Annotated in this window: 19 protein-coding genes; 5 read left to right on the top strand and 14 right to left on the bottom strand. The window is 64.7% G+C overall.

Features of this window, described 5'->3' with window-relative positions:
* Positions 1 to 72 precede the first annotated feature (72 nt).
* The 7 genes from Q2M23_RS19975 to Q2M23_RS19945 all read right to left on the bottom strand — a co-directional run bounded on the left by Q2M23_RS19975 (position 73) and on the right by Q2M23_RS19945 (position 9,038).
* The gene (locus Q2M23_RS19975; protein WP_316396785.1) at positions 73 to 1,380 is read right to left on the bottom strand and encodes an amidohydrolase family protein; all 1,308 of its coding nucleotides are present in this window, start codon (positions 1,378 to 1,380) and stop codon (positions 73 to 75) included.
* A 166-nt stretch (positions 1,381 to 1,546) separates the two neighbouring features.
* The gene (locus Q2M23_RS19970; RefSeq protein WP_076831697.1) at positions 1,547 to 2,110 is read right to left on the bottom strand and encodes an HdeD family acid-resistance protein; all 564 of its coding nucleotides are present in this window, start codon (positions 2,108 to 2,110) and stop codon (positions 1,547 to 1,549) included.
* 418 nt (positions 2,111 to 2,528) lie between these two features.
* Positions 2,529 to 4,181, bottom strand: a complete 1,653-nt coding sequence (locus tag Q2M23_RS19965) for an MFS transporter (RefSeq protein WP_194295394.1) — start codon at positions 4,179 to 4,181, stop codon at positions 2,529 to 2,531.
* A gap of 70 nt (positions 4,182 to 4,251) precedes the next feature.
* Positions 4,252 to 5,250, bottom strand: coding sequence for a glutaminase A (gene glsA, locus Q2M23_RS19960; protein ID WP_253623756.1), 999 nt, complete (start codon positions 5,248 to 5,250; stop codon positions 4,252 to 4,254).
* Between the two features lie 783 nt (positions 5,251 to 6,033).
* A complete protein-coding gene (locus Q2M23_RS19955; protein WP_076831355.1) occupies positions 6,034 to 6,336 on the bottom strand; it encodes a hypothetical protein in 303 nt (100 codons plus the stop codon).
* Positions 6,337 to 6,422: 86 nt separating this feature from the next.
* Positions 6,423 to 7,637 (bottom strand): amidohydrolase family protein, encoded by a 1,215-nt coding sequence (locus Q2M23_RS19950; RefSeq protein WP_076831358.1) that lies wholly within the window; start codon positions 7,635 to 7,637, stop codon positions 6,423 to 6,425.
* Positions 7,638 to 7,745: 108 nt separating this feature from the next.
* Positions 7,746 to 9,038 carry an RluA family pseudouridine synthase gene (locus Q2M23_RS19945; RefSeq protein WP_076831710.1) on the bottom strand — a complete coding sequence of 431 codons (1,293 nt, stop codon included), beginning with the start codon at positions 9,036 to 9,038 and terminating at the stop codon, positions 7,746 to 7,748.
* 167 nt (positions 9,039 to 9,205) lie between these two features.
* Here Q2M23_RS19945 and Q2M23_RS19940 point away from each other — a divergent pair, with 167 nt between their 5' ends.
* Complete coding sequence (locus tag Q2M23_RS19940) at positions 9,206 to 10,123, top strand: alpha/beta hydrolase (RefSeq protein WP_245311280.1); 918 nt, start codon at positions 9,206 to 9,208, stop codon at positions 10,121 to 10,123.
* Positions 10,124 to 10,352: 229 nt separating this feature from the next.
* On the opposite strand, the gene Q2M23_RS19935 is transcribed toward Q2M23_RS19940, so the two are convergent.
* Both Q2M23_RS19935 and Q2M23_RS19930 read right to left on the bottom strand, forming a co-directional pair.
* A complete protein-coding gene (locus tag Q2M23_RS19935; RefSeq protein WP_057015492.1) occupies positions 10,353 to 11,687 on the bottom strand; it encodes a replication-associated recombination protein A in 1,335 nt (444 codons plus the stop codon).
* On the bottom strand, positions 11,684 to 13,042 hold the full coding sequence (locus Q2M23_RS19930; RefSeq protein WP_092090135.1) for a DegQ family serine endoprotease: 1,359 nt from the start codon (positions 13,040 to 13,042) through the stop codon (positions 11,684 to 11,686). The genes Q2M23_RS19935 and Q2M23_RS19930 overlap by 4 nt, the downstream gene beginning before the upstream one ends.
* Positions 13,043 to 13,388: 346 nt before the next feature.
* Between Q2M23_RS19930 and Q2M23_RS19925 the strand changes: the two genes are divergently transcribed.
* Entirely contained in the window at positions 13,389 to 14,987 is a 1,599-nt protein-coding gene (locus Q2M23_RS19925) for an OprO/OprP family phosphate-selective porin (RefSeq protein WP_057015490.1), read from the top strand.
* Positions 14,988 to 15,339: 352 nt separating this feature from the next.
* Here the strand turns inward: Q2M23_RS19925 and Q2M23_RS19920 are convergent, their stop codons facing one another.
* Positions 15,340 to 15,720, bottom strand: coding sequence for a winged helix-turn-helix transcriptional regulator (locus Q2M23_RS19920; RefSeq protein ID WP_057019538.1), 381 nt, complete (start codon positions 15,718 to 15,720; stop codon positions 15,340 to 15,342).
* Between the two features lie 118 nt (positions 15,721 to 15,838).
* Between Q2M23_RS19920 and Q2M23_RS19915 the strand changes: the two genes are divergently transcribed.
* The 3 genes from Q2M23_RS19915 to Q2M23_RS19905 all read left to right on the top strand — a co-directional run bounded on the left by Q2M23_RS19915 (position 15,839) and on the right by Q2M23_RS19905 (position 19,301).
* Positions 15,839 to 16,852 (top strand): zinc-binding alcohol dehydrogenase family protein, encoded by a 1,014-nt coding sequence (locus Q2M23_RS19915; protein ID WP_028335470.1) that lies wholly within the window; start codon positions 15,839 to 15,841, stop codon positions 16,850 to 16,852.
* A gap of 188 nt (positions 16,853 to 17,040) precedes the next feature.
* On the top strand, positions 17,041 to 18,120 hold the full coding sequence (locus Q2M23_RS19910) for a phosphotransferase (protein ID WP_316396710.1): 1,080 nt from the start codon (positions 17,041 to 17,043) through the stop codon (positions 18,118 to 18,120).
* Between the two features lie 53 nt (positions 18,121 to 18,173).
* Positions 18,174 to 19,301: a hypothetical protein gene (locus Q2M23_RS19905; RefSeq protein WP_316396709.1), complete on the top strand. Its 1,128-nt coding sequence runs from the start codon at positions 18,174 to 18,176 to the stop codon at positions 19,299 to 19,301.
* Between the two features lie 102 nt (positions 19,302 to 19,403).
* Here the strand turns inward: Q2M23_RS19905 and Q2M23_RS19900 are convergent, their stop codons facing one another.
* The 4 genes from Q2M23_RS19900 to Q2M23_RS19885 all read right to left on the bottom strand — a co-directional run bounded on the left by Q2M23_RS19900 (position 19,404) and on the right by Q2M23_RS19885 (position 22,408).
* On the bottom strand, positions 19,404 to 19,700 hold the full coding sequence (locus tag Q2M23_RS19900) for a DUF1330 domain-containing protein (protein WP_316396707.1): 297 nt from the start codon (positions 19,698 to 19,700) through the stop codon (positions 19,404 to 19,406).
* A gap of 6 nt (positions 19,701 to 19,706) precedes the next feature.
* On the bottom strand, positions 19,707 to 20,501 hold the full coding sequence (locus Q2M23_RS19895; protein WP_225160333.1) for an SDR family NAD(P)-dependent oxidoreductase: 795 nt from the start codon (positions 20,499 to 20,501) through the stop codon (positions 19,707 to 19,709).
* Between the two features lie 297 nt (positions 20,502 to 20,798).
* Complete coding sequence (rplQ, locus tag Q2M23_RS19890; RefSeq protein ID WP_028339307.1) at positions 20,799 to 21,215, bottom strand: 50S ribosomal protein L17; 417 nt, start codon at positions 21,213 to 21,215, stop codon at positions 20,799 to 20,801.
* Between the two features lie 161 nt (positions 21,216 to 21,376).
* A complete protein-coding gene (locus tag Q2M23_RS19885) occupies positions 21,377 to 22,408 on the bottom strand; it encodes a DNA-directed RNA polymerase subunit alpha (protein ID WP_035631062.1) in 1,032 nt (343 codons plus the stop codon).
* Positions 22,409 to 22,448 lie beyond the last annotated feature (40 nt).

The raw sequence follows: 22,448 nt of genomic DNA, 5'->3' as shown, positions 1-22,448 counted from the left end.
CGTCGGCAGCCATATCGGCTACAAGCCGATGCTTTGACGCTGCCGCTTGGCCCGCCTTGTGACTATGTCCGCCTACCTGTTCCGGTCACCACCAAGAAGATTCTTGTAGACCTTCCCATCTTTCATGATGACCAGGAAATTCTTCGCCGGATCCTCTATCAGCTTGATGTTGTCGATTGGATTGCCATCGACCAGCAGAAGGTCGGCCAACGCGCCTTCCTCCACCACGCCCAGCATGCCTGGATATGGATTTCGAAGCCCGGACAGACTGAGCAATTCGGCATTCGTCGATGTCGCCATGATGAGCGCTTCAGCCGGCGTGTACCATCGCGTGAGGGTCGTCAGCATGGCGCCTTGCCGGTCGGCGAGCGCTTTCGAGAACAACACGTCGGTACCGAATGCCGTCTTCAACTTGTACTTCTTCGCAAAGCCGTAGACCCTGTCGGTGCCGGCAACGACCTGCCGCATCTTGTCCTGCTCCGCAGGTCCAAGGGCGCTGGCTCCCGACATATCGAGGAAGGGCTGGGTGCTCAGCCAAATTCCCTTCTCGGCCATCAGGCGGGCCGACGCGTCGTCCATCAAATGACCATGCTCGATACACTTGACCCCCGCTGCGATCGATCGCTGGATCGCGACCGGCGTGTAGGCGTGTACGACGGCATAAGTACCCCAGTTCTCCGCAGCCTCGACCGCGGCGCGCAACTCCGGTTCAGTGAACGTGGACACATCGAGCGGGCTGAACGGCGACGCCACCCCACCGCCCGCCGTGAGCTTGACCTGCGTAGCCCCTTGCATGAGTTGCTCGCGCGCGCGCACGCGAACTTCATCCGGGCTGTCCGCGACCATGGCGCCGCCTATCCTCTCCATGCGGCTGAGCATGCCGCCGATTGTTCTGGGCAGATCGGACAGCGGCCGGAAGTCGCCATGGCCGCCGGTGATGGTGATCATGGCACCGGATGGGTAGATGCGGGGACCGGCGACGAGACCTTCGTCGATCGCGCGCTTGAGGGAAAAGGCCGGCCCGCCCATGTCGCGAATGGTGGTGAAGCCGCGCATGAGGGTGGCCGTTGCCTCGGCGGCCGCAAGAAGATTGATGTAACCGATGTCGCTGGCCATCACGGCCGCCGGCGTCGGGCGTACCAGCAGTGCATGCCAGTGCGCGTCGATCAGCCCGGGCATCAGCACCCGTCCGTCGCCGGCAATCACCTGAGCGTCGGCCGCGATCGGCCCAGTCGAAATTTTCTCGATCTTGTTGTTCCGGATCAGCACATTGGACGGCCCGGACAGCGCGCCATTCCTGCCATCGAAAATTCGCACGTTCTGAAACAGCACGTCGCCATTCTGCTGAGCTTGCGCGGGCAGCAAGGCGACGAGGCTCATCACGATCGACGCAACCAGCGCCGAAACTCTCACGCCCTTCCTCAAACCTGACATGTCCACTCTCCGCCGATGGCGCATCGCGCGAGACCGTCATTGATGTCGCGAGGAGCCGATTTGATTTCAGACGATTAATGAGAGTTCTGCTGCTCCCTAGAGGATCGACGGCCTATTGAGCCGCTCTGGCGGCAGGCTGTAAAGCGTAAGTCAGCCATCCGATGCCATGAGACAGCAGATCGATCCCCAGCAGCAGCCCGAGCACCCACAGCCCGGTCGCCGGAAATCCCGTCAGAATGATGAGGCCGGCCAGAACGCCAAACAGCCCGGATGCCAGCATGATCCAGCCGGACTGCTGCCAATGGCCGATGCCGACCAGCATGCGCACAATCCCTGAGACCAAAAGCATGAGACCGAGGGCATAGGTCAGGAGCAGCGCGCTCGCCACCGGTTGGCTGAGCAGAACGATTCCGCAGGCAAGGTAGAGCACCCCCAGCAGAAGCTGCCACACGAATCCACCCCAGCCCTTGGTCCAGAAGGCGTGCAGGATTTCGAACCCGCCGGCAACAATGGCCGTCCAGCCGATAAAGATGGCGCTGATCACGGTGAAAAGCACGACATCTCCCAGCACCAGAAGGCCCGCGGCGATCATGACGAGGCCCAGCAGAACGCAGACCCATAAAGGCGGGCCAGGCAGGCCGCGGAGCATCGTGGGACTGTTCTCATAGGTAGCCATGTCGTCCTCCTTGATCCCTGGCAGCCATGGCACGGTCGCGCATTCCAGGCCGCGCAACCGCGCCACTCGCGCCGCCGGAGCTTGTGCCTGCCCTCACCAGCGCCATCCACAGCGGCGGCGACCTCTGTGCCACCAACAGGTCCAGCGGCGGCGGCGCGGTGGCGGAGGACGCGGGCGCGGTGGTGGCCGGGCGACGACCATATGAAGCGGCCGCTCCGGATCATCCGTCTTCGCGACGAGGGCATCTTCGGGGGCGACTGGCAGCGCCTTGGCCGCCTGCATCAGCAAGCCGGTTCCGAGACCAGCGACTGCGACGCCGCCAAGCATTCTCCGGAGCACGATGCGACGGTCGAGTTCATCCATATCTGGCACCTGGTTATTGCAGAGACCTTCTTGCCCCGCGGCGCCCGACGTCCGATCAGGCCGATCGCTCGCCCTCGCCGGTCGCTCCGTCGTCCGGTATTTCGCCTGGCCGATAATTCGGCAGCCGTCCCGCGGGAATGACCGTAAGCAGTGCGAGGCCGGCCATGATCAGCAACCCGATCTTCAAAGCGCGCAGGCGCGCTTCGGTGTTGACCCGGACGGCTTCCTCGACCTGCTGTGGCGTACCGCTCGTGCCTTCGAGTACGCTGCGCAGCCGATCATTGCTGACGAAAGTGATGTTGCCGAGATCAACCTGGCTCTGAAGCTCCTTGGTCAGCACCGGACTGGCCGCGATCCTGCCGAGCGCGATCGTGCTCAAAAGACCGACCAGAAGAGCTCCGGCCACCGCGGTGCCAACGGCAGCCGCCAGATTCTGCGTGGTTCCGCGCAAAGACCCGACATCCCCCGCCAACGCCTTGGGCGAAGCAGTGACCAGAACGTTGAACAGCAGTGTCACCAGCGAGCCCTGGCCGATACCGAACAGCACGAGGCCAAGGAGAACGGGAATCTCGCTCCAGTCGTTGCGCACGACGAACGCGAGCCACAGCAACGCAACGGTGCAGAGCCCAAAGCCGAAGCGTCCGATCTGGCGGGGCGTCAGCTTGTCGTAGAGATTGACGATCAGCATCGCCGAGAGAAAGACGGTCAGATTGAACGGCATCATCGCGATCGCCGTCGCGATTGGCGAACGTCCCTGCACGATCTGGATGTAGAGCGGCACCGTGAAGTTCAGCGCGGCCTCGAGCGCCACGACCGCGAACAGCGCGTAGACCGCACACCTCTCCTCCGGCGAATCGATCACCTCCAACGCCAGCAAAGGCGTCCTCCCCGCGGCCTGCTGGCGATGCGTCCACATCAGGAATGCCTGCCCGAGCACTATGCCAAGCACGATCAGGACCGGTGCCGGCGAGACGCCCAGCAAGTCGAATGGCGCGTTAGGGGTCGCCAGGATCACGCCCCAACTGTTCAGATTATTGAAGCCGAAGCTGATGAAGATGATCGCGCTCGCGGCAAGAGCGACCCCGATCATGTCGATCTGGACATCCGGGCGACCGTGGTCCGGCCGCAGGCGGAAACTCAGAGCGAAAGCGATCGCCGAGGCAACGATGAGAATTCCAAACGCGGGGCGCCAGCCGATATAGGTGCCGAGCAACCCGCCGACGACAAATGCCAGCACGCCGGCGGCAGCCCGCGCCGAGCCCAACGCGCCAAGGGCCGTCGCCTGCTGGCGTCCGGCATAATTCTCGGCAATCAGCGCGACGAGCGAGGGCACGATCACCGCGCCCGCAGCGCCGCAAAGCGCCTGAGCGGAAATCATGACGGAGGCCGTAGGGCTGAACGTCATCGCAATCTGCGCTATCAGGAAAAGCACGACGGCACCGCGAAATACCTGCACCGCCCCGAACCTTTGGGCGAGCTTGGCGCCAAGCATCACGAACCCGGCGACAAGCATCGAGTACGCCACGATTCCAGTCGCGACCGTGGTCGGCGGCACGCCGAAGCTGGCCACCATTCCCCCCATCGCAACCGGCAACGACGCGACGTTGAACGACATGATCATCTGGCCGAACGCAATCGCGACCATGGGCACCCATGATGCGCGCTCTTCCTGATGAATGTCGCCGATCGAGATTGCTTGCGTTGCCATCGCGTCCTCCAACCTGCCCGACGTTGCGATCGATCGGGCCACGGCTCGACCGATCTTCAGTGCCTCTTGTTCACTCGTCCGGTTGGGACACGAACAGATCCATGCCCAGTCTTTGCGACAGGAACTTCGCGGCGAGCTGCCCTCGCACGCTGTTGCCGGCCGCATCCAGTGGCGGCCCGAAAGTGCCGAAACCACCCTTTCCTGGAGACACCGCGACGATGCCTCCACCAATGCCGCTTTTGCCGGGCAGACCGATGTCGTACAGCCAGTCGCCCGACGTCTCGTACAGTCCAGCAGTGACCATGACCGCCAACGCATAGTGGCACACGGCCGCATCGACCACCCGCTGCCGGGTCACGGGGTTCACCCCGCCGTCGGCCAGCGTCGCACCCATCACGGCGAGATCCCTGGCGCTCACATTCAGCGAACACTGCCGGGTGTAGAGATCGGTCGCCTGCCTGGCGTCGCAATAGATCCGGTCGTAGCTCTCCAGCAACCGCGCGATGCTTCGATTGCGAAAATTGGTCTTGGATGCCGATGCGTAGACTTCCTCGTTGAGCGAAAGCTTGCGGCCCGCGAAGCGCGAGAGACCGTCATGGATGAACCGCCATTGCTCGTCAGCGCTCGAGCCCGGCACAAGGCTTGTGGTCGCGATCGCGCCTGCGTTCACCATGGGGTTGGTGCGCCCGGCTCCATGCTCGATCGCCGCCAGTGAATTGAACGGCAGCCCGGTCGCGTTCGCGCCCAGTTTTGCACGAGCCTCTTCAGGGCCGATGGCCTCGCACACCAATGCGAATACGAATGGCTTCGATACACTCATGATCGAGAATTCGTATTCGGTATCGCCCGCGCCGTAGACACGTCCGCTGGTGCCGGCCACGCAGACGCCGAACAGTTCACTCCGCACCCTGGCCAGGGCCGGATAAACCTGCGAATTGGTCCCTTCGCTGTTCGACTTGAAGCGCTGATGCGCTTGAGACACGAGCTCCTGCACCATCTCGGGTTCGGGCAAGTGCCCGGTCGAGATGTAGGGCCGCTCCGCTTGTTCCGCGATCGAAGGCGGCCGCATTGGCTGTCCTTCCGGATTTCGACCTTATTGCTTCAGGTCTTCTAGTCGGCAACCAGAAGTAGGCGCCCAAAAAACCACGGAGTCAACGATCCACTCCCACAGCCTTTGCAATGCTTGCGTTGGTCCAGAACACTTTACGACAAATGCGCTGAACGCATTGCGTATCGCGGAATCGCAGCGCCGTTGCGCGATGCACATTCGATATAGTCATGCGACGTTTCGGCGCGGCTAGGTAAGCAAGATTGTCCAATCGCCCGCGGCGCAATTGAATCAAAAGAGAAGTCATCATGGCAGCAACGAGCGATTTCCATCATTGGCACGCGAGAGTACGATCATCGTGTGCGGATGTGAGCCCGCCGCTTGTCCAAGCAACACCGGCCCGCGGCGACGGTGGAATGACCGCATCACTTACAGAGTGAGGTTGATCATGGTGGCGCGCGCAAGCGACGGACAGCTTCTGTTGGTAAAGAAGCTTGGTGGGCTTATTGCTATCGTTGTAGGCTGCTTGCTGACAGCAGTCGGTGTGACATTCGAATCGACAAGCACAACTGTCGTCGGTGTCTTGCTTCTCGTGCTCGGGGCGGCCCTGCTCACGCTCAAGATCATGAGACGAAATCAAAGCGGTCCGTTTGGATAGCCAGACAGATTCGCACGGTCGACAGCCTTGAACCGGATCGCCGCGGCTCCGCCGGCCGATGCCGCTTGCCTGTTCGTACTCGCGCCGGCGCGACGACAATTCCTTCCATGCGTCAGCAAGGCTTGTCTAGCAGACCACGCCCTGCCCTAATCCCGGTGGTTGGCGCAGGATCGCGAATAGGCGGCACGCTCGGCCTGGTTCAGGCCGGCGGCGGCGGCCTCGTCGAGGCACCGGCTGACGCGGTCGCCGAACGAGCTGCGCGGCCGCGAACGCAGGCTCGGCTGCGTCGGCGCGTCCATCCTGGGGATCGCCGGCACCTCGATCCGCGGCGGCGGTGGGGGTTGAGGGACCGGCGGATCCCACGTCGAGCGGCCGGGCGCAAGGATTTGCGCGCTTGCCGCGCCCATGGCCCAGAGCAGAACGCCGGCAACAATCAGGGATCGCTTCATAGCCTATATGTCGTGACGCGGCAGCAACGGTTCAAGTGAACGCACCATGCGTCAACGCCCCCCGAGATGCGAGTTCCCCGCCCTCGTCACGGTTTCTGGTAGATCACGTGACCGGCACGGATCGTGCTGCTCACTTTCGCAAGATTGCCGACGTCACCGAGCGGATCGCCGTCGAGCACCACGAGATCGGCGTCGAAGCCCTGCTCGACCCGTCCCTTCTTCGCGGCCTTGAAGAACCGCGCCGGATTGGTCGTCAGCGAGGCCAGCACCTGCCGCTCCGACAACACGCAGTGCATCAGCTGAAATTCCTGCGTGGTGTCGTACACCGTGGTGAAACCGACATCGGTGCCGAACAGCACCGTGCCGCCATTCTCCGAAAACTGCTTGAGCTGGTTGACGGTCGAGGCCACCAGACGGTTGGTGACGTTCGGATCGAGCACCACGGTGGTGAACAGCGACAGTGTGGGAACGAGCGCAGTCCCCTGTGCCTTGAACCGCGCCAGCTGATCCGCGGTGTAGCTGGGTTCGCCGGGCGTGGTGTGCGCGAGCACGTCGACGCCGGACTCGATCACCGTTTCGACGCCGACCTTGTCCTGCGGATGTGCGAACACCGGCCTGCCCTGCGCATGCGCGACGTCGACAGCCGCCTTGGCGATTGCAGGGTCCATGTTGACGACGGGCTTGTCCCCCATGAAGGCGCCGGTGAACAGCTTGATGCCGTCCTCACCCATGGCGAGCCAGTCGCGCGCCCATTTCGTGGCCTCCTCCGGCGTTGCGACCTCAGGAAGCTGCACTTCGCGAGGGATGTAGACGGGGTGCCCACCCTTCGGGAAGATATTGCCGGCGAGCAGGATGTTGGGGCCGGCGACTTCGCCCGCGGCGATGCGCTTGCACAGCGGCAAGGTGTCGCTCGGATCGGAGCCGAGATCCCATACCGTCGTGAAACCCCAGCGCGTCAGCATCTCCTGCATGTGCTGCGTCAGCGCTGCGGCCGGCGCTGCGCCAGCGTTGCGCCAGACTTTTTGCGTGAAATGGACATGGCTGTTCCAGAAGCCGGCGACGATGGTCTTGCCGCTGCAATCGATCACGCGGGCATCCGGCGGCGCCTGGATGTCGCCGGACTTGCCGACCGCGCTGATGAGGCCGTCGGTCATCACGATCACCGCATCCGGCAGCGCTTGCGCATCGGCCGATGCGTAGAGCGTGCCGCCGCGGAGCACGATGGTCTCGGCCTGTGCCGTCACCGCGGCGACAGCTGAGCTGATCAGGAAAAGCATGACCCGCAGCCAGGTGCCGATCATGGAGAGTCTCCGTTGCAGGCCGGCAAAGGCCGGCGCGCGAGGATAGCCGCAAAGCGCGGAGCCGTTTGATCGTTGTTGCTGTCCGCGCCGGATATCGGCGCCCGACCGTCACTCCTCGGGCGCGTTCTCGATCGGGTCGAAGCGGTCGGCCTCGAGCCCGAGCAGATTCCAGGATTGCAGCATGTGCGGCGGCAGCGGCGCGGTGGCATCGATCACGCCGCCCCTCGGGTGCGGAATCACGATGCGGCGGGCGAGTAGATGCAGCCGGTTCTGCAGGCCGCCGGGCAGCTGCCAGTTCTCCTTGTTGAAATATTTGGGATCACCGACGATCGCGTGATCGATATGCGCCATGTGGGCGCGCAATTGATGGGTGCGGCCGGTCACCGGCTTGAGCGAGACCCAGGCGAGCTTGGTCGCCGAGGTCTCGACCACGGCATAATAGGTCACGGCGTGGCTCGCGCCCTCGTCACCATGCTCCGCGATCCGCATGATGCTGTCCTCCTCGCTCTCCTCCTTGGCGAGATAGGTCGAGATGCGGCCCTGCTTCGGCTTCGGCACGCCGGCGACCAACGCCCAGTAGATCTTGCGCGCGGAGCGATGGCGGAATGCGCCGGTGAGGTGCGTGGCAGCGAAACGCGTCTTGGCGACCAGAAGGCAGCCGGAGGTCTCCCGGTCGAGCCGATGCACCAGCCGCGGCTTCTGCCCCTTGGCGTCGCGCATCACCTCGAGCATCTGGTCGACATGGCGCGTCATGCCGGAGCCGCCCTGCACGGCGAGACCGGCCGGCTTGTTCAGCACCAGCACGTCGTCGTCCTCGTACAGCGTCATGTCCTTCAGCGCCTGCAGCGTCTTCGCCTCGGCCTCGGAGAGCGTGCCTGATGTCTTCGGCGTGTCGAGCCGCAGCGGCGGGATGCGCACGCTCTGGCCCTCCTCCAGCCGGTCCTTGGAATCGGCGCGCTTGCCGTTGACCCTGAGTTCGCCCTTCCGGACGATGCGCTGGATGTGGGAGAACGACAGGCCGGGAAAGCGTGCCTCGAGGAAACGGTCGACGCGCATGCCGTTCTCGTCGGCGGTGACGACGACGGTCTGCACCTTGGTCGGCAGCGGCTGCTCGGCCGCGGGCTTCGTAGCGGCGGGCTCAGCCCGCTCCTGCCGGTCGCGACGCGACTCGGCAAAGCGCGGCGGCTTTGCGGACGCCCGGTGCGCGAACGGACGCTCTCCAGACTTGCGCTCACCGAACTTGCGATCGTCCGGCTTGCGGGTGCGCTCCGCCGATCCGCTCTTCCCACGATCCTTACCACGATCCTTGCCGCGATCGCCGGCGCGGTCCCGGTCGCGGCCCTTGTCGCGCCCTTTGGCGCGGTCGCCCGGCGATGTAGTTCTCTTGATGCGGCGGCTCATGGTGATTTTTCGGCTCCAGACCTGCATTGTGCCTAGCGCAAATGCCGCGAATCGTCACGGCGAAATCGGTGTGAATCCGGTGCAACATCGGCCATGTTCGGCCGCATACGACAATCGACGGGGGCCCTGGAATCAGACTGGCGATATCGGCTTTGGCGGCGGCCCTGATGCTCACGGACCCTGCGCTCGCCCAGCAAAGTCCGATGCCCGAAGCCGCGATGCCGGAAGATCTGGCCTGGAAGCTCCTGGAACTCGGCCGCGTCATCGACCCGCCCAAGACCGCTGCACTCTACGCGCCGCTGCAACAGAAGGAGCCCTATCAGGGCGTCAAGGTCGAGCGCGACCTCAAATACGGCCCCGCCGACCGACATCTGCTCGACGTGTTCACGCCGGAGACGGCGGCGCCCGCACGACCCGTGCTGATCTACATCCATGGCGGGGGCTTCGTCGCGGGCAACAAGCGCGCGCCCGGCAGCCCGTTCTACGACAACATCATGCTGTGGGCGGTCAAGAACGGCTTCGTCGGCGTCAATGCCACCTATCGCCTCGCGCCGGCCTTTCCGTGGCCGGCGGGCCCGGAGGACATGGGTGCGATCGTGCAGTGGGTTGCGGAAAACATCGCCTCCCGCGGCGGCGAGCCGAGGCGCATCTTCCTGATGGGCCAATCGGCCGGCGCGATCCATGTCGCGAGCTATGTCTCCCATGGCGAATTCCACAAGGTGAAGGGCGGCGGACTTGCCGGCGCGATCATGGTGTCGGGCATCTATGATCTGACCGCCTCGCCGGCCGGCGACGCCGAGCTCGCCTATTACGGCTCCGACCCCTCGCGCTATGCCGAACGCTCCTCGCTGCAAGGGCTGGTCGCGAGCCCGATCCCGTTCCTGATCACCGCGGCCGAGCTCGATCCGCCGCGCTTCGTCGAGCAGTTCGAGCTCATGAAGCAGGCCAGTTGCAAGCGGCCGAGCGGCTGCGCCCGCAGCTTCATGCTGCCGCAGCACAGCCACATGTCGGAGGTCTATGCGATCAACACGCCGGACACGCGGCTGACGGACGAGATTTTGGAGTTCGTGAAGAGCGTCAAGTGACGCGCGAGCGCAATATGAGGTTATGGGCCGTCGCAGCGGGCGCTGGCAAAATATCGAAAACAACCCCATGCAAAGGAGCCGGCGGCGATCGGCGTGGCACCAAGCAACTTGACACGTCGGGCAAATCAGGAATATATTTCTAATATTCCGAAGTTACGCAAGCGTTCCCTGCCCGCGCCGCAGGTGGGAACGTGCGCTATTCGCGACCACGGCCCAATCTCGTCTTGCCCTAGCTCCCGCCCCGGTCCTTGCGCAGCCGCTGCCAGTAATCCAGCCGCTTGCGGATCTCGCGTTCGAAGCCGCGGTCGGGCGGATCGTAGAAGGTCTGGCGGCCCAGCGCTTCCGGGAAATAGTCCTGGCCGGAGAATGCGTCCGGCATGTCGTGATCATATTGATAGCCGGAGCCGTAGCCCTCCGACTTCATCAGCTTGGTCGGCGAATTCAAAATGTGCTTCGGCGGTAGCAGCGAGCCGCCCTGCTTTGCGGTCTGCATCGCAGCACCAAACGCGGTGTAGACCGCGTTCGATTTCGGCGCGGTGGCGAGATAGACCACGGCCTGCGCGATCGCGAGCTCACCCTCCGGCGAGCCGAGGAAATCGTAAGCATCCTTGGCGGCGTTGCACACCGCCAGCGCCTGCGGATCGGCAAGGCCGATATCTTCGACCGCCATGCGCACCACGCGCCGCGCCAGGAACAGCGGATCCTCGCCGGCATCGAACATGCGCGCGAGATAATACAGCGCCGCATCCGGATCGGAGCCGCGCACTGACTTGTGCAGCGCCGAGATCAGATTGTAATGGCCGTCGGCCGATTTGTCGTAGATCGGCGCCCGGCGTTGCAGGATGGCCTGCAACTGCTCGGCGTTGAACACCTCGCCCTTGCGGGCGGCGCGCCAGACCTCTTCGGCCAATGTCAGCGAGGCGCGGCCATCGCCATCGGCCATCCGCACCAGCACGGCGCGGGCTTCGGCATCGAGCGGCAGCGGCTTGCCCTCGATCTTCTCGGCATTGGCGAACAGTTTCTCGATCGCCGCCGTATCGAGCGAGTGAAACACCAGCACGCGGGCGCGCGACAGAAGCGCCGCGTTGAGCTCGAAGGACGGGTTCTCCGTGGTGGCGCCGACCAGCACCACCGTGCCGTCCTCCATCACGGGCAGGAAGGAATCCTGCTGCGCGCGGTTGAAGCGATGCACCTCGTCGACGAACAGGAGCGTGCCCTTGCCGGTCTCGCGGCGGGCACGCGCGGCATCGAACGCCTTCTTGAGATCGGCGACGCCGGAGAACACCGCGGAGATCTGCTCGAAATGCAGCTCGGTGGCGTCGGCCAGAAGCCGCGCCACCGTGGTCTTGCCGGTGCCGGGCGGTCCCCAGAACACCAGCGAGCCCAGCGTGCGCGTCTCCAGCATCCGCGTCAGCGCGCCGTCAGGGCCGAGGATGTGATCCTGGCCGACGACATCGGCCAGCGTGCGCGGACGCAGCCGGTCCGGCAGCGGGTGCGGCGCGTCCTGCTCCATCCCCGCCGCAGCAAAGAGGTTGCCGGCCTCTCGCGGTTGCTTGGGGCTCATCCGCCGAGCGTCACGTTGATCTGCTGGCCGCCGCGCACCAGCGTGATGCGCCAGACCCGCGTCCCCGTCTTCGATGCCTTCTCGAGGTCGCTGGTCCGCACGATCTTCTCGTTGTTGACCGCGAGGATGATGTCGCCCTTCTGGAAGCCGACATTGGCCGCGGTGCCGTCACCGGCGAGATCAGTCACCACCACGCCCTCGGCACCGGCGTCGAGATGTAGTTCGTCGGCCAGCGCCGGCGAGATGTTGGCGACCCTCGCGCCCTGGAACGGCGAGCGCGCGGTCAGCACGATCTCGTCGCGGTTGGTGTCGGGCGCGGTCTCCAGCGGTATGGTGAGCTTCACCGGCTTGCCGGCGCGCTGCACCTCGATCTCCGCGTTGCCGCCGAGCGGACGGGTCGCGAAGCGGTAGTCGAACGCGTTGGGATCGTCGATCGGCGTGCCGTCGATCCCGACGATCAGGTCGGAGAGCTTCAGTCCGGCCTTCGCCGCCGGGCTGTTCGGCGCGACGTTGGCGACCAGCGCGCCAGACGGCAGCTTCAGCCCGAGCGTCTCGGCAATCTCCGGCGTCACCGCCTGCAGCCGCGCGCCGAGCCATGGCCGCTTCACATTCTTGCCGCCGCTCTTGGCGGAGGCCACCACGACGCGCACCATGTTGGCGGGGATCGCAAAGCCGATGCCCTGCGAGCCGCCGGAGCGCGAGAAGATCGCAGTGTTGATGCCGGCGAGCCGGCCGGTCATGTCGACCAGCGCGCCGCCGGAATTGCCGGGATTGATCGCGGCGTCGGTCTGAATGAAGAATTGATAATCCGTGATCCCGACTTGAGTGCGCGCCAGGGCCGAGATGATGCCGTGCGTCACGGTCTGGCCGACGCCGAACGGATTGCCGATCGCGAGCACGACGTCACCGACCTGCAGCTGGTCGGAATTGGCGAAGTCGAGGGTCGCGAACTTCTCCTTGTTGGTGTCCTTCAGGCGCAGCACCGCGAGGTCGGTACGGCTGTCCTTCAGCACGATCTCGGCCTCGTATTCGCGCTTGTCGGCGAGCGAGACCTTCACCTGATCGGCGCCCTCGATCACGTGATTGTTTGTGACTACGAGGCCGGAGCCATCGACCATCACGCCGGAGCCGAGCGAGCGCTGCATCTGCTCGGGCTGCTGTCCCGGCACGCCGAAGAACCGGCGAAAAATCGGGTCATCCAGAAATGGATTGCGGTTCTGCACGGTCTTGGCGGCGTAGACATTGACCACCGCCGGCTGCACCCGCTGCACGATCGGCGCATAGGACAATTGCAGCTCGGCCTGCGAGGACGGCACGCGGCGGTCCTGGGCCGCGGCTGCGGAAAGATTCCCCATGAAGGCCAACGTGCACAGAGCGGATACGGCAGCAAAGCGGACAGGTCGGAGCATTCTCACCTCTCGTGGAAACGCCGGAATATAGGCGTGTTTGCCGGGCAATTGAAGGGCGCCCGGCCGGATAACTGGCCCCCCCGCCGTACCGGTGCACAACCCGCAGCGGCCGCGTTGAAGCGCGCCGCCAAGCTTCTATGATGGCTGTCATCTCGCTGCGCCGCTCCGCTTGTTGCCTGCGGACCACAAGCGGAACTGCGATGCCCGGAAGCACTGTCGTGCGTCAGTCACGATACGCTCCTAGGACCGTTCAGTGAGTGAGTGGGGAATTCAAACACAACGGGGGTGCACAATGGGTGCAACAAAAGTCAGTGCAATCGCCATAGGCCTGGCAGGGGCGCTTGCCGCCTCGCCGGCCTATTCGCAATCGGCCGGAGGCGGCAGCGATGCGGAGATCGCGCTGCTGAAGCAGCAGCTGAAGATGCTCGAGCAGAAGCTCGACAAACTGCAGAAGCAGACCAACGCCAATACCGCAAGCGCAGCCAGCGCAAACGCCAATGCGAAGGCGGCGGATGCCAAGGCCGCGCGGGTGGCGACCGCCAACGCCGCGATCCCGGTGAAGGGCCCGGTCGCGCCGTCCGGCGTCGTGGTGACGATGCCGAACAACCGGCCGACGATCTGCACCGCGGACGAACAGAACTGCGTTGCGATCACGAGCCGCGTGCACTGGGATGTCGGCGGCTACGACTATCGCCCGAACACCGCAGGCACCTCACCGCAGAAGCTCGACAGCGGCGAGAACGTCCGCCGCGCGCGCATCGGCATCGTCGGCAAGTTCTTCGGTGACTGGAATTACTCGCTGATCTACGATTTCGGCGGCTCGTCCGACGGCTTCGGCGGCGCGGCGCCGGGATCGCTGCCCGGCGGCGGCACCTCGGGCATCGAGAACGCGTATCTGAGCTACACCGGCTTCAAGCCGTTCGGCGGCAAGATGGCGATCGAAGGCGGCATCATGGACGTGCCGTGGACACTCGACGAAGCGACCAGCTCCAACGACATCCTGTTCATGGAGCGCGCCTCGGTCGGCATCATCGCACAGAACATCGCCGCCGGTGACTTCCGTTCGGCCGCCGGCACCCGCTGGTGGAACGACCAGTTCTGGATCGGCGGCTATGTCACCGGACCGACGTCGGGCGCCATCCACTCCGCGTCCTCCGCCTCGCCGGCCGGCACGTCCGAGCAGTATGGCGGGGTCATCCGCGTCGCCGGCAATCCGATCAGCGGCAAGAATTATTCGGTGCACATTGGCGCCGATGCGGAATGGCTGGTGCAGCCGCCGCGCAACCAGCTCACGCAGGCGCAGACGCTCACGCTCAGCGACCGGCCCGAGCTGCGCATCGATCCGACCACGCTGATCTCGACCGGTGCGATCGCCAATGTCTCCGGCGCGCAGGTCTACGGCGTCGAGGCGGCGGCGACCTATGGCCCGTTCATCGCGCAGGGCGAATATTACTGGTTCAATGTCGACCGCTCCGCGAACACCGGACTGCCGCCGTTCGGCGCGCCGAGCCTGAAGTTCGACGGCGGTTACGCGCAGGTCGGCTATGTGCTGACCGGCGAGAACCACGCCTACAACCCGGCGACGGCCTCCTATAGCGGGATCAAGCCGCATGATCCGTTCTCGCTCGCGGGCGGCGGCTGGGGCGCCTGGGAAATCGCCGGCCGCGTCAGCACGATGGACCTCAACGATCAGATCGCGCAGGCGGTCGGCATCGCGGGTGGACGGCAGACCGTCTACACCGCCGCGCTGAACTGGTACGTCAACAACAACGTCCGCTTCATGCTGAACTATCTGCACGGCGATATCGCCAAGCAGGCCTCGGCGACCTCGGCTGCGGACGTCGGTTCGAAGTTCGACGCGGTCGCGCTGCGCACGCAGGTTGCGTTCTGATCTGATCGGAGCTGAGACCAACTCATAGACGGCCGGGGCATCGCTCCGGCCGTTTTCATCGAGCGTTTGGTTCACGCGTTTCTAGCTGAATGAGATCGGTCGAATATTGACCAGGACGGCGCCGCGCTCCCTCTCCCCGTTCTTACGGGGAGAGGGTTGGGGTGAGGGGCCCTCTCCGCGTATTCGGCAGCAGCTGCGCTTGCTGAGGCTCCCCCTCACCCGGAACGCATCTGACGATGCGTCATAGCCGAAGCACCGCTTAGGCGTTCTTGAGAACGGCCGCCGTAGGCGGCCTATGCCTCTCCCCGCACGCAGGGCGAGGTGAAGCGGAGCGCGTCGCGCGAACATGCTTTCAGGCCGCGCGCTTCGACTTCTTCACAATGACCTCCGGCGCCGGCGCGCAGGACAGCCGCTCCTGATGGCCCTCGCCCCAGGCTTTCAGAATATCGATCACCGGGCGCAGGCTCTCGCCGAGTTCGGAAAGCGTGTACTCGACCCGTGGCGGCACCTCGGCATAGACCTTGCGGATCACGAGGCCGTCGTCCTCGAGCGCGCGCAGCTGCTTGGTCAGCATGCGCTGGGTGATGCCGGGCATCCGCCGCCGCAACTCGCCGAAGCGCTGGGTGCCGGCCTGCAAATGATACAGGATCACGCCCTTCCATTTGCCATCGATCAGGTCGAGCGCCGCCTCGACCGCGCAGCCCGGCCGGCGCGCGAAATTCTTCCGTTTCATGCAGTATTTTTCCAATAGTATACAAACAGGGACTAGTTCCCTGTTTTTACAGTACTTGCCAAATGGACGCCAGCGCGACAGTTAATCGGCAGGCAATCGCCCACCACGGAGACCAGGCATGAAGGCCGTCGGATACCAAAAATCGCTGCCGATCGAGGCGGCGGATTCGCTCGTCGATTTCGAGATCGCCAAGCCTGAGCCGAAGGGGCGCGACATCCGCGTCGCGGTGAAGGCCATCTCGGCCAATCCGGTCGACTACAAGGTGCGCAAGCGCGCGGCGCCGACCGACGGCGGATACAAGATCCTCGGCTTCGACGCGGCCGGCGTGGTCGACGCGGTCGGGCCCGACGTCTCGCTCTTCAAGCCCGGCGACGAGGTGTTTTACGCGGGCTCGATCCTGCGCCAGGGCACCAATTCGGAATTTCATCTGGTCGATGAACGCATCGTCGGCAACAAGCCGGCGTCGCTGTCATTCGCGCAGGCCGCCGCCCTGCCCCTGACCTCGATCACCGCGTGGGAGCTGCTGTTCGACCGGCTCGGCGCGGTGCCGGGCAAGAGCCTCGATCCGCGCACGCTTCTGATCACCGGCGGCGCCGGCGGTGTCGGCTCGATCCTGATCCAGCTTGCGCGCCGCCTCACCGGACTGACCGTGGTTGCGACAGCAACGCGGCCGGAGTCGCAAAAGTGGTGCCGCGATCTCGGCGCCCATGCGGTGATCGACCACTCGCAGCCGATGAAGGAGCAGATCGAGAGCTTGAGGCTGCCGCCGGTCGGCCTCGTCGCCAGCCTCACCTTCACCGACCAGCACTACAAGTCGATCGCCGACTTCATCGCGCCGCAGGGCAAGTTCGGCCTGATCGACGATCCGCCGGAATTCAACGTCGCCGCGTTCAAGGGCAAGGCGGTCTCGGTGCACTGGGAATCGATGTTCACGCGCTCCTCGTTCCAGACACCCGACATGATCGCGCAGCATCATCTGCTCAACGATGTCGCCGACCTGATCGACAAGGGCGTGCTGCGCACCACGCTCGACCAGACCTTCGGTACCATCAACGCCGCCAACCTCAAGCGCGCCCACGCTCTGCTGGAAAGCGGCAAGTCACGCGGCAAGATCGTGCTTGAGGGCTGGTAAGGCTCCTCACGTCCGCTTCCTCATGCCCGGGCAACATCCCGGGCATGATATCCCCACAGGCCGGCGGGTGGCTTTTGCCAAAGCCGCCGGCGCCTGTATGATTTGCGCAACGATCACCCCGTCCTCAATCCAACTGCGCAAGACGCGGCCGGAGCGGTGGTGACGCCCACGGGGATGGGAGGAAACCGATGAATTTGCTCACGGCCGATCCGTCGCGGATCGATCCGGAGTGGATGACGCGGGCGCTGCGCGAAGCCGGTGTGATCGACGAGGTCAGGGTCGTCGACCTCGCCTGCAAGCCGGTCGGCAATGGCCTCGTCGGCGACAGCTATCGATTTCGACTGACCTATGACGGTGACGAGCCGAACGCTCCCGTGAGCGTCGTCGGCAAATTCCCTGCCGCAGATCCCGACAGCCGCCGCTCCGGTTCTGCGCACACGCTTTACGTCCGCGAGGTCGCGTTCTATCGCGAGCTGGCCGCCACCGTCGCCATTCACACCCCCCGGCCGATTCTTGCCGAAATCGATCCGGCGACCGACGACTTCACCCTGATCCTGGAGGACCTCGCGCCCGCACGTCCGGGCGATCAGCTCGCCGGATGCTCGATCGCCGACAGCCGGATCGCCATGACCGAGGCCGCGGCGTTGCATGCGCCGCGATGGAATGACCCGAGCCTCGATGCGGTGCAATGCTTCGTGATGGCCGCAAGCCGGCGCAGAGACCTTCGCGCGGCGCTGCCCGGCATCATCGGTCACTACAAGGAGCGATATCGCGGCGTGATCGAGCCGGAATTCCTTGATCTGATCGACCGGCTTCCGGACGCGCTATTGCGCTACCAGTCCGATCGATCGGCGCCGCGAACGCTCCAGCATGCGGATTTCCGGCTCGACAACATGCTGTTCGACGTCCGCGGCAATACCCATCCGATGGCGACGCTGGACTGGCAGACGCTGACAGTGGGCCCAGGAATCGTCGACGTCGCCTATTTCCTCTCGGCCGGCATCGACCCGATCGAACGGCGTCTTCATGAGGCCGACCTGGTTCGGTTCTATCATTCGGAACTGATCCGGCGCGGCGTGCGGGACTATGAGTGGGATCGTTGCTGGCGGGATTATCGGCGCTACACGCTGCACGGCATCATGATGGGCGTCGTCTCCGCGCTCAGCGTCCAGCGCTCCGAGCGAGGCGACGCGCTGTTCCTGAAAATGACCCGCGGCGCCTGCGCGCAAGCCCTGGACCACGACAGTTTTTCATACTGGCAGGACTGACGCGCTATCGAGCGAAGTGGATACAACGCGTCAGGACATCGAAAGGGATCGGCGTGCTCAACAAACTGGACGATTTCCCCATCCACCAGACGCCGGAGCCGATCGCGGTTCCCTCGACCAGCGACCGCAATGTCTATGACCGGACCTGGTTCAACGGCTACACCGCCGACGGCGCGTATTATTTCGGGATCGGCATTGCGATCTACCCGCACCGCAAGATCCTCGATTGCGCCTTCAGCGTCGTGGAACGCGGCGGACGGCAGCACTGCTTCTACGGTTCGCGGCGCGCCCCGATCGAGCGCACCGAGATGCAGGTCGGTCCGTTCAGGCTCGAAGTGCTCGAGCCGATGCTGCGGACCCGGGTCGTGCTCGACGACAATGCGACGGGCCTCGCCTGCGACCTGACCTTCTCCGCGCGCACCGCCGCGATCCAGGAAGCGCGCCAGACGCTTTGGTCGGGCGGCCGCCGCGCGATGGATTCGACCCGGTTCGACCAGTTCGGCCGCTGGAGCGGTGTCATCAGCCACCCCGACGGCGGGATCAAGGTCGACGATCGCACCTGCTACGGCACCAAGGATCGCTCCTGGGGCGTGCGCAATGTCGGCGAACGCGACGTCGGAGGCGCGCCGATGCCGCCGCCGAGCGTGTTCTTCCTCTGGGCGCCGCTGGTCTGGGACGACCACATCTCGCACACGATCTTCTTCGACGGGACGCAGGGCGAGGCGCTGGTCCGCGAGGGCATCACCGCGCCGCTCTACCGATGCGAGGCCGAGATTCCCGGCGTGGTCGACGGCCTCGACCGCCGCATGGCGACCGCGCGGCATCGCGTCAAATACGTGCCGCACACCCGGCTCGCGCAGTCGGCTGAAATCGACCTCGTCGATATCGACGGCCACACCACGACCATCGCGCTCGACCCGATCCTCAAATTCCAGATGAAGGGGCTCGGCTACGGCCATCCGCAGTGGGGCCAGGGCATGTGGAAGGGCGAGCTCGAGATCGGCGGCGAGTCGTTCGATCCATCGACGCTCGACCCGCTGGCCCGCGAGAATGTGCACGTCCAGCAGGTGGTCCGCGCCTGCCAGGGCGGCCAGACCGGAATTGGCGTGCTGGAGCAGATTTGCTTCGGTCCCTACCGTCCCGCAGGCTTCAGCGAGTTCCTCGACGGCGCGAAGGGATAGCTAGAGCGTTTTCGAGCGAAGTGGATACCGGTTCGCGTGAAGAAAACGCGCCAAAACAAGAATCTAGAGCCCCGTTCCGATTCCATCGGAACGGGAAAAGCTCTAGATCGCCGGCACGCCCTCGACGAACAGCAGGCGTCGGTCCAGCGCGGTTGCGCGAAGCTTCAACGCTTCGGCATATTCCGGTGACGCATACCATTCGCGCAGGCGCGCCATGGTCGGAAATTCGATGATGACGATCGCGTTCGGTGGTGGACCGCCCTCCACCACCTCGACCGTGCCGCCGCGCACGACGTAGCGCCCGCCAAATTGTGCGATGGTGTTCGCCGCCTGCGTCCGATAGGCCTCGAACGCCGCGGCGTCGCGCATCTCGACCTCGGAGATCACATAGGCCGGCATGCGGCCTCATGCGATGGTGTTGACGATGCCGCCTTCGGCGCGCAGCGCGGCGCCGTTGGTCGCCGATGCCTGCCTGGAGCAGACATAGACCACGAGATTGGCGATCTCCTCGGTGCTGGCAAAGCGCTGCAGCAGCGAGGTCGGCCGGTGCTGCTTGACGAAGTTGGAGGCAGCCTCCTCGACCGATTGGCCGTTCTGCTTGGCGAGATCCTTGACGAAGGTCTCGACGCCTTCGGACATGGTCGGTCCGGGCAGCACCGAGTTGACGGTCACGGCGGTGCCTTTGGTCAGCTCGGCGAGCCCGCGCGCGATCGCAAGCTGCGCGGTCTTGGTCATGCCGTAATGGATCATCTCGGTCGGAATGTTGAGGCCGGACTCCGAGGAAATGAAGACGATGCGACCCCAGTTGCGCTTCAGCATGCCCTGCATGTAGCCGCGCGACAGCCGCACGCCCGACATCACGTTGACCTCGTAGAAGCGGCTCCAGTCCTCGTCGGGAATGTCGAAGAACGGCTTCGGCTCGAAGATGCCGGCATTGTTGACGAGGATGTCGACGTCCGGCAGCGCCGCGAGCAGCGCCTTGCAACCGGCAGCGCTCGATACGTCGGCGGCAATGCCGCGGAGCTTCGCGCCGGGTACCGCCTTCGTGATCGCGGCAATCGCGGCATCGACCTTGGCCTGACCGCGGCCGTTGACGACGACCTCGGCGCCGGTCTCGGCCAGCCCCCTTGCGATGGCATTGCCAATGCCCGCGGTCGAGCCGGTCACCAGCGCAGTCTTTCCGGAAAGGTCGATTTTCATCTGTCATCTCCATTGATGTCGATGGACATATCGGGCGCGGCATGCAGCGCCGCAATTGCATCTCACCGATGCGTGAGGAAGACAGTACACAAGACGACGTCGTCCTGGCGCAAGCCAGGACCCATTACCACCAGCCCGCGTTATTGCGCGACGGCGCGACCTCCAGCCGTCGCGACAACGTCCGCTTGCGATTGTGGGTGCTGGCTTTCGCCAGGACGACGTCCGGGATGGAGCGACGCCGACAAATAAAAACGGCGCCCGAAGGCGCCGCTTTCAAAACCTGGCTCGAAGCGGGGCTTACGCCGCCTCGGCTTCCTTGTCCTGGGTCGGACCGGAATCCTGGCCCTTGGCGTCGACGTCGCGGTCGACGAACTCGATCACGGCCATCGCCGCGTTGTCGCCGTAGCGGAAGCCGGCCTTGATGATGCGGGTGTAGCCGCCCTGGCGGTCCTTGTAGCGGGTCGCCAGCGTGTCGAACAGCTTCTTGACCTGGTCGACGTCGCGCAGCTCCGAAATCGCCTGGCGGCGCAGGGCGAGGCCGCCCTTCTTGCCGAGGGTGACGAGCTTCTCGACGATCGGCCGCAGCTCCTTGGCCTTCGGCAGCGTGGTGACGATCTGCTCGTGCTTGATCAGCGCGGCCGCCATGTTGGCGAACATCGCACGCCGGTGCTCGGCGGTGCGGTTGAGCTTCCGATGAACCTTGCCGTGACGCATTGACTTCTTCCTTCTTCAATTCTGCCGCGGTGGTTCAGCGACAAGTTTTGCAGGTGGGCATCCTGCGTTCGCCCGGACGTCATTCCGGGCGGCTCGCAGAGCCGAACCCGGAATCTCGAGATTCCGGATCGCCGCTTCGCGACGTCCGGAATGACCAAAGCTTAGTAGTGATCCTCGAAGCGCTTGGCGAGCTCGTCGATGTTCTCCGGCGGCCAGCCCGGCACTTCCATGCCGAGGTGCAGACCCATCTGGGCCAGCACTTCCTTGATCTCGTTCAGCGACTTGCGGCCGAAGTTCGGGGTGCGGAGCATTTCCGCTTCCGACTTCTGCACGAGGTCGCCGATGTAGACGATGTTGTCGTTCTTCAGGCAGTTTGCCGAACGCACCGACAGCTCGAGCTCGTCGACCTTCTTGAGGAACGCCGGGTTGAACGCGAGATCGGGGATGATCTCCTGCGTGACTTCCTTGCGCGGCTCTTCGAAGTTGACGAACACGTTGAGCTGATCCTGCAGGATGCGCGCGGCGTAGGCCACCGCGTCCTCCGGCGTGATCGCGCCGTTGGTCTCGATCGTCATGGTCAGCTTGTCGTAGTCGAGGATCTGGCCCTCGCGGGTGTTCTCGACCTTGTAGGAGACCTTGCGGACCGGCGAGAACAGGCTGTCGACCGGGATCAGGCCGATCGGAGCATCCTCGGGACGGTTGCGCTCGGCGGCGACATAGCCCTTGCCGGTCGTGACCGTGAACTCCATGCGGATCTCGGCGCCGTCGTCCAGCGTGCAGAGCTGCAGGTCGGGGTTGAGCACCGTGACATCGCCGACGGTCTGGATGTCGCCGGCGGTGACGGCGCCCGGGCCCTGCTTCTTCACGACCATGCGCTTCGGGCCTTCGCCCTGCATCTTGATCGAGATGTCCTTGATGTTGAGGACGATGTCGGTGACGTCTTCACGGACACCGGCGATCGAGGAGAACTCGTGCAGCACGCCGTCGATATGCACCGACTGCACCGCCGCGCCCTGCAGCGAGGACAACAGGATGCGGCGCAGCGCGTTGCCGAGCGTCTGGCCGAAGCCACGCTCGAGCGGTTCGGCGACCACGGTGGCGAACCGGCTCGCGTCCGAGCCCGGCGTTACCTGCAGCTTGTTCGGTCGAATGAGTTCTTGCCAATTTTTCTGGATCGTCACTGTTTCACCCATTTGCCGGTCACAGGGCCAAATCGAATGGCCGAACCCGGCG

The sequence above is a fragment of the Bradyrhizobium sp. 33ap4 genome (genome assembly GCF_032654765.1).
GTDB lineage: Bacteria > Pseudomonadota > Alphaproteobacteria > Rhizobiales > Xanthobacteraceae > Bradyrhizobium > Bradyrhizobium australafricanum.
Note: the sequence above shows the minus strand (reverse complement) of the source record. Positions and strands in the feature narration are given on the sequence as shown.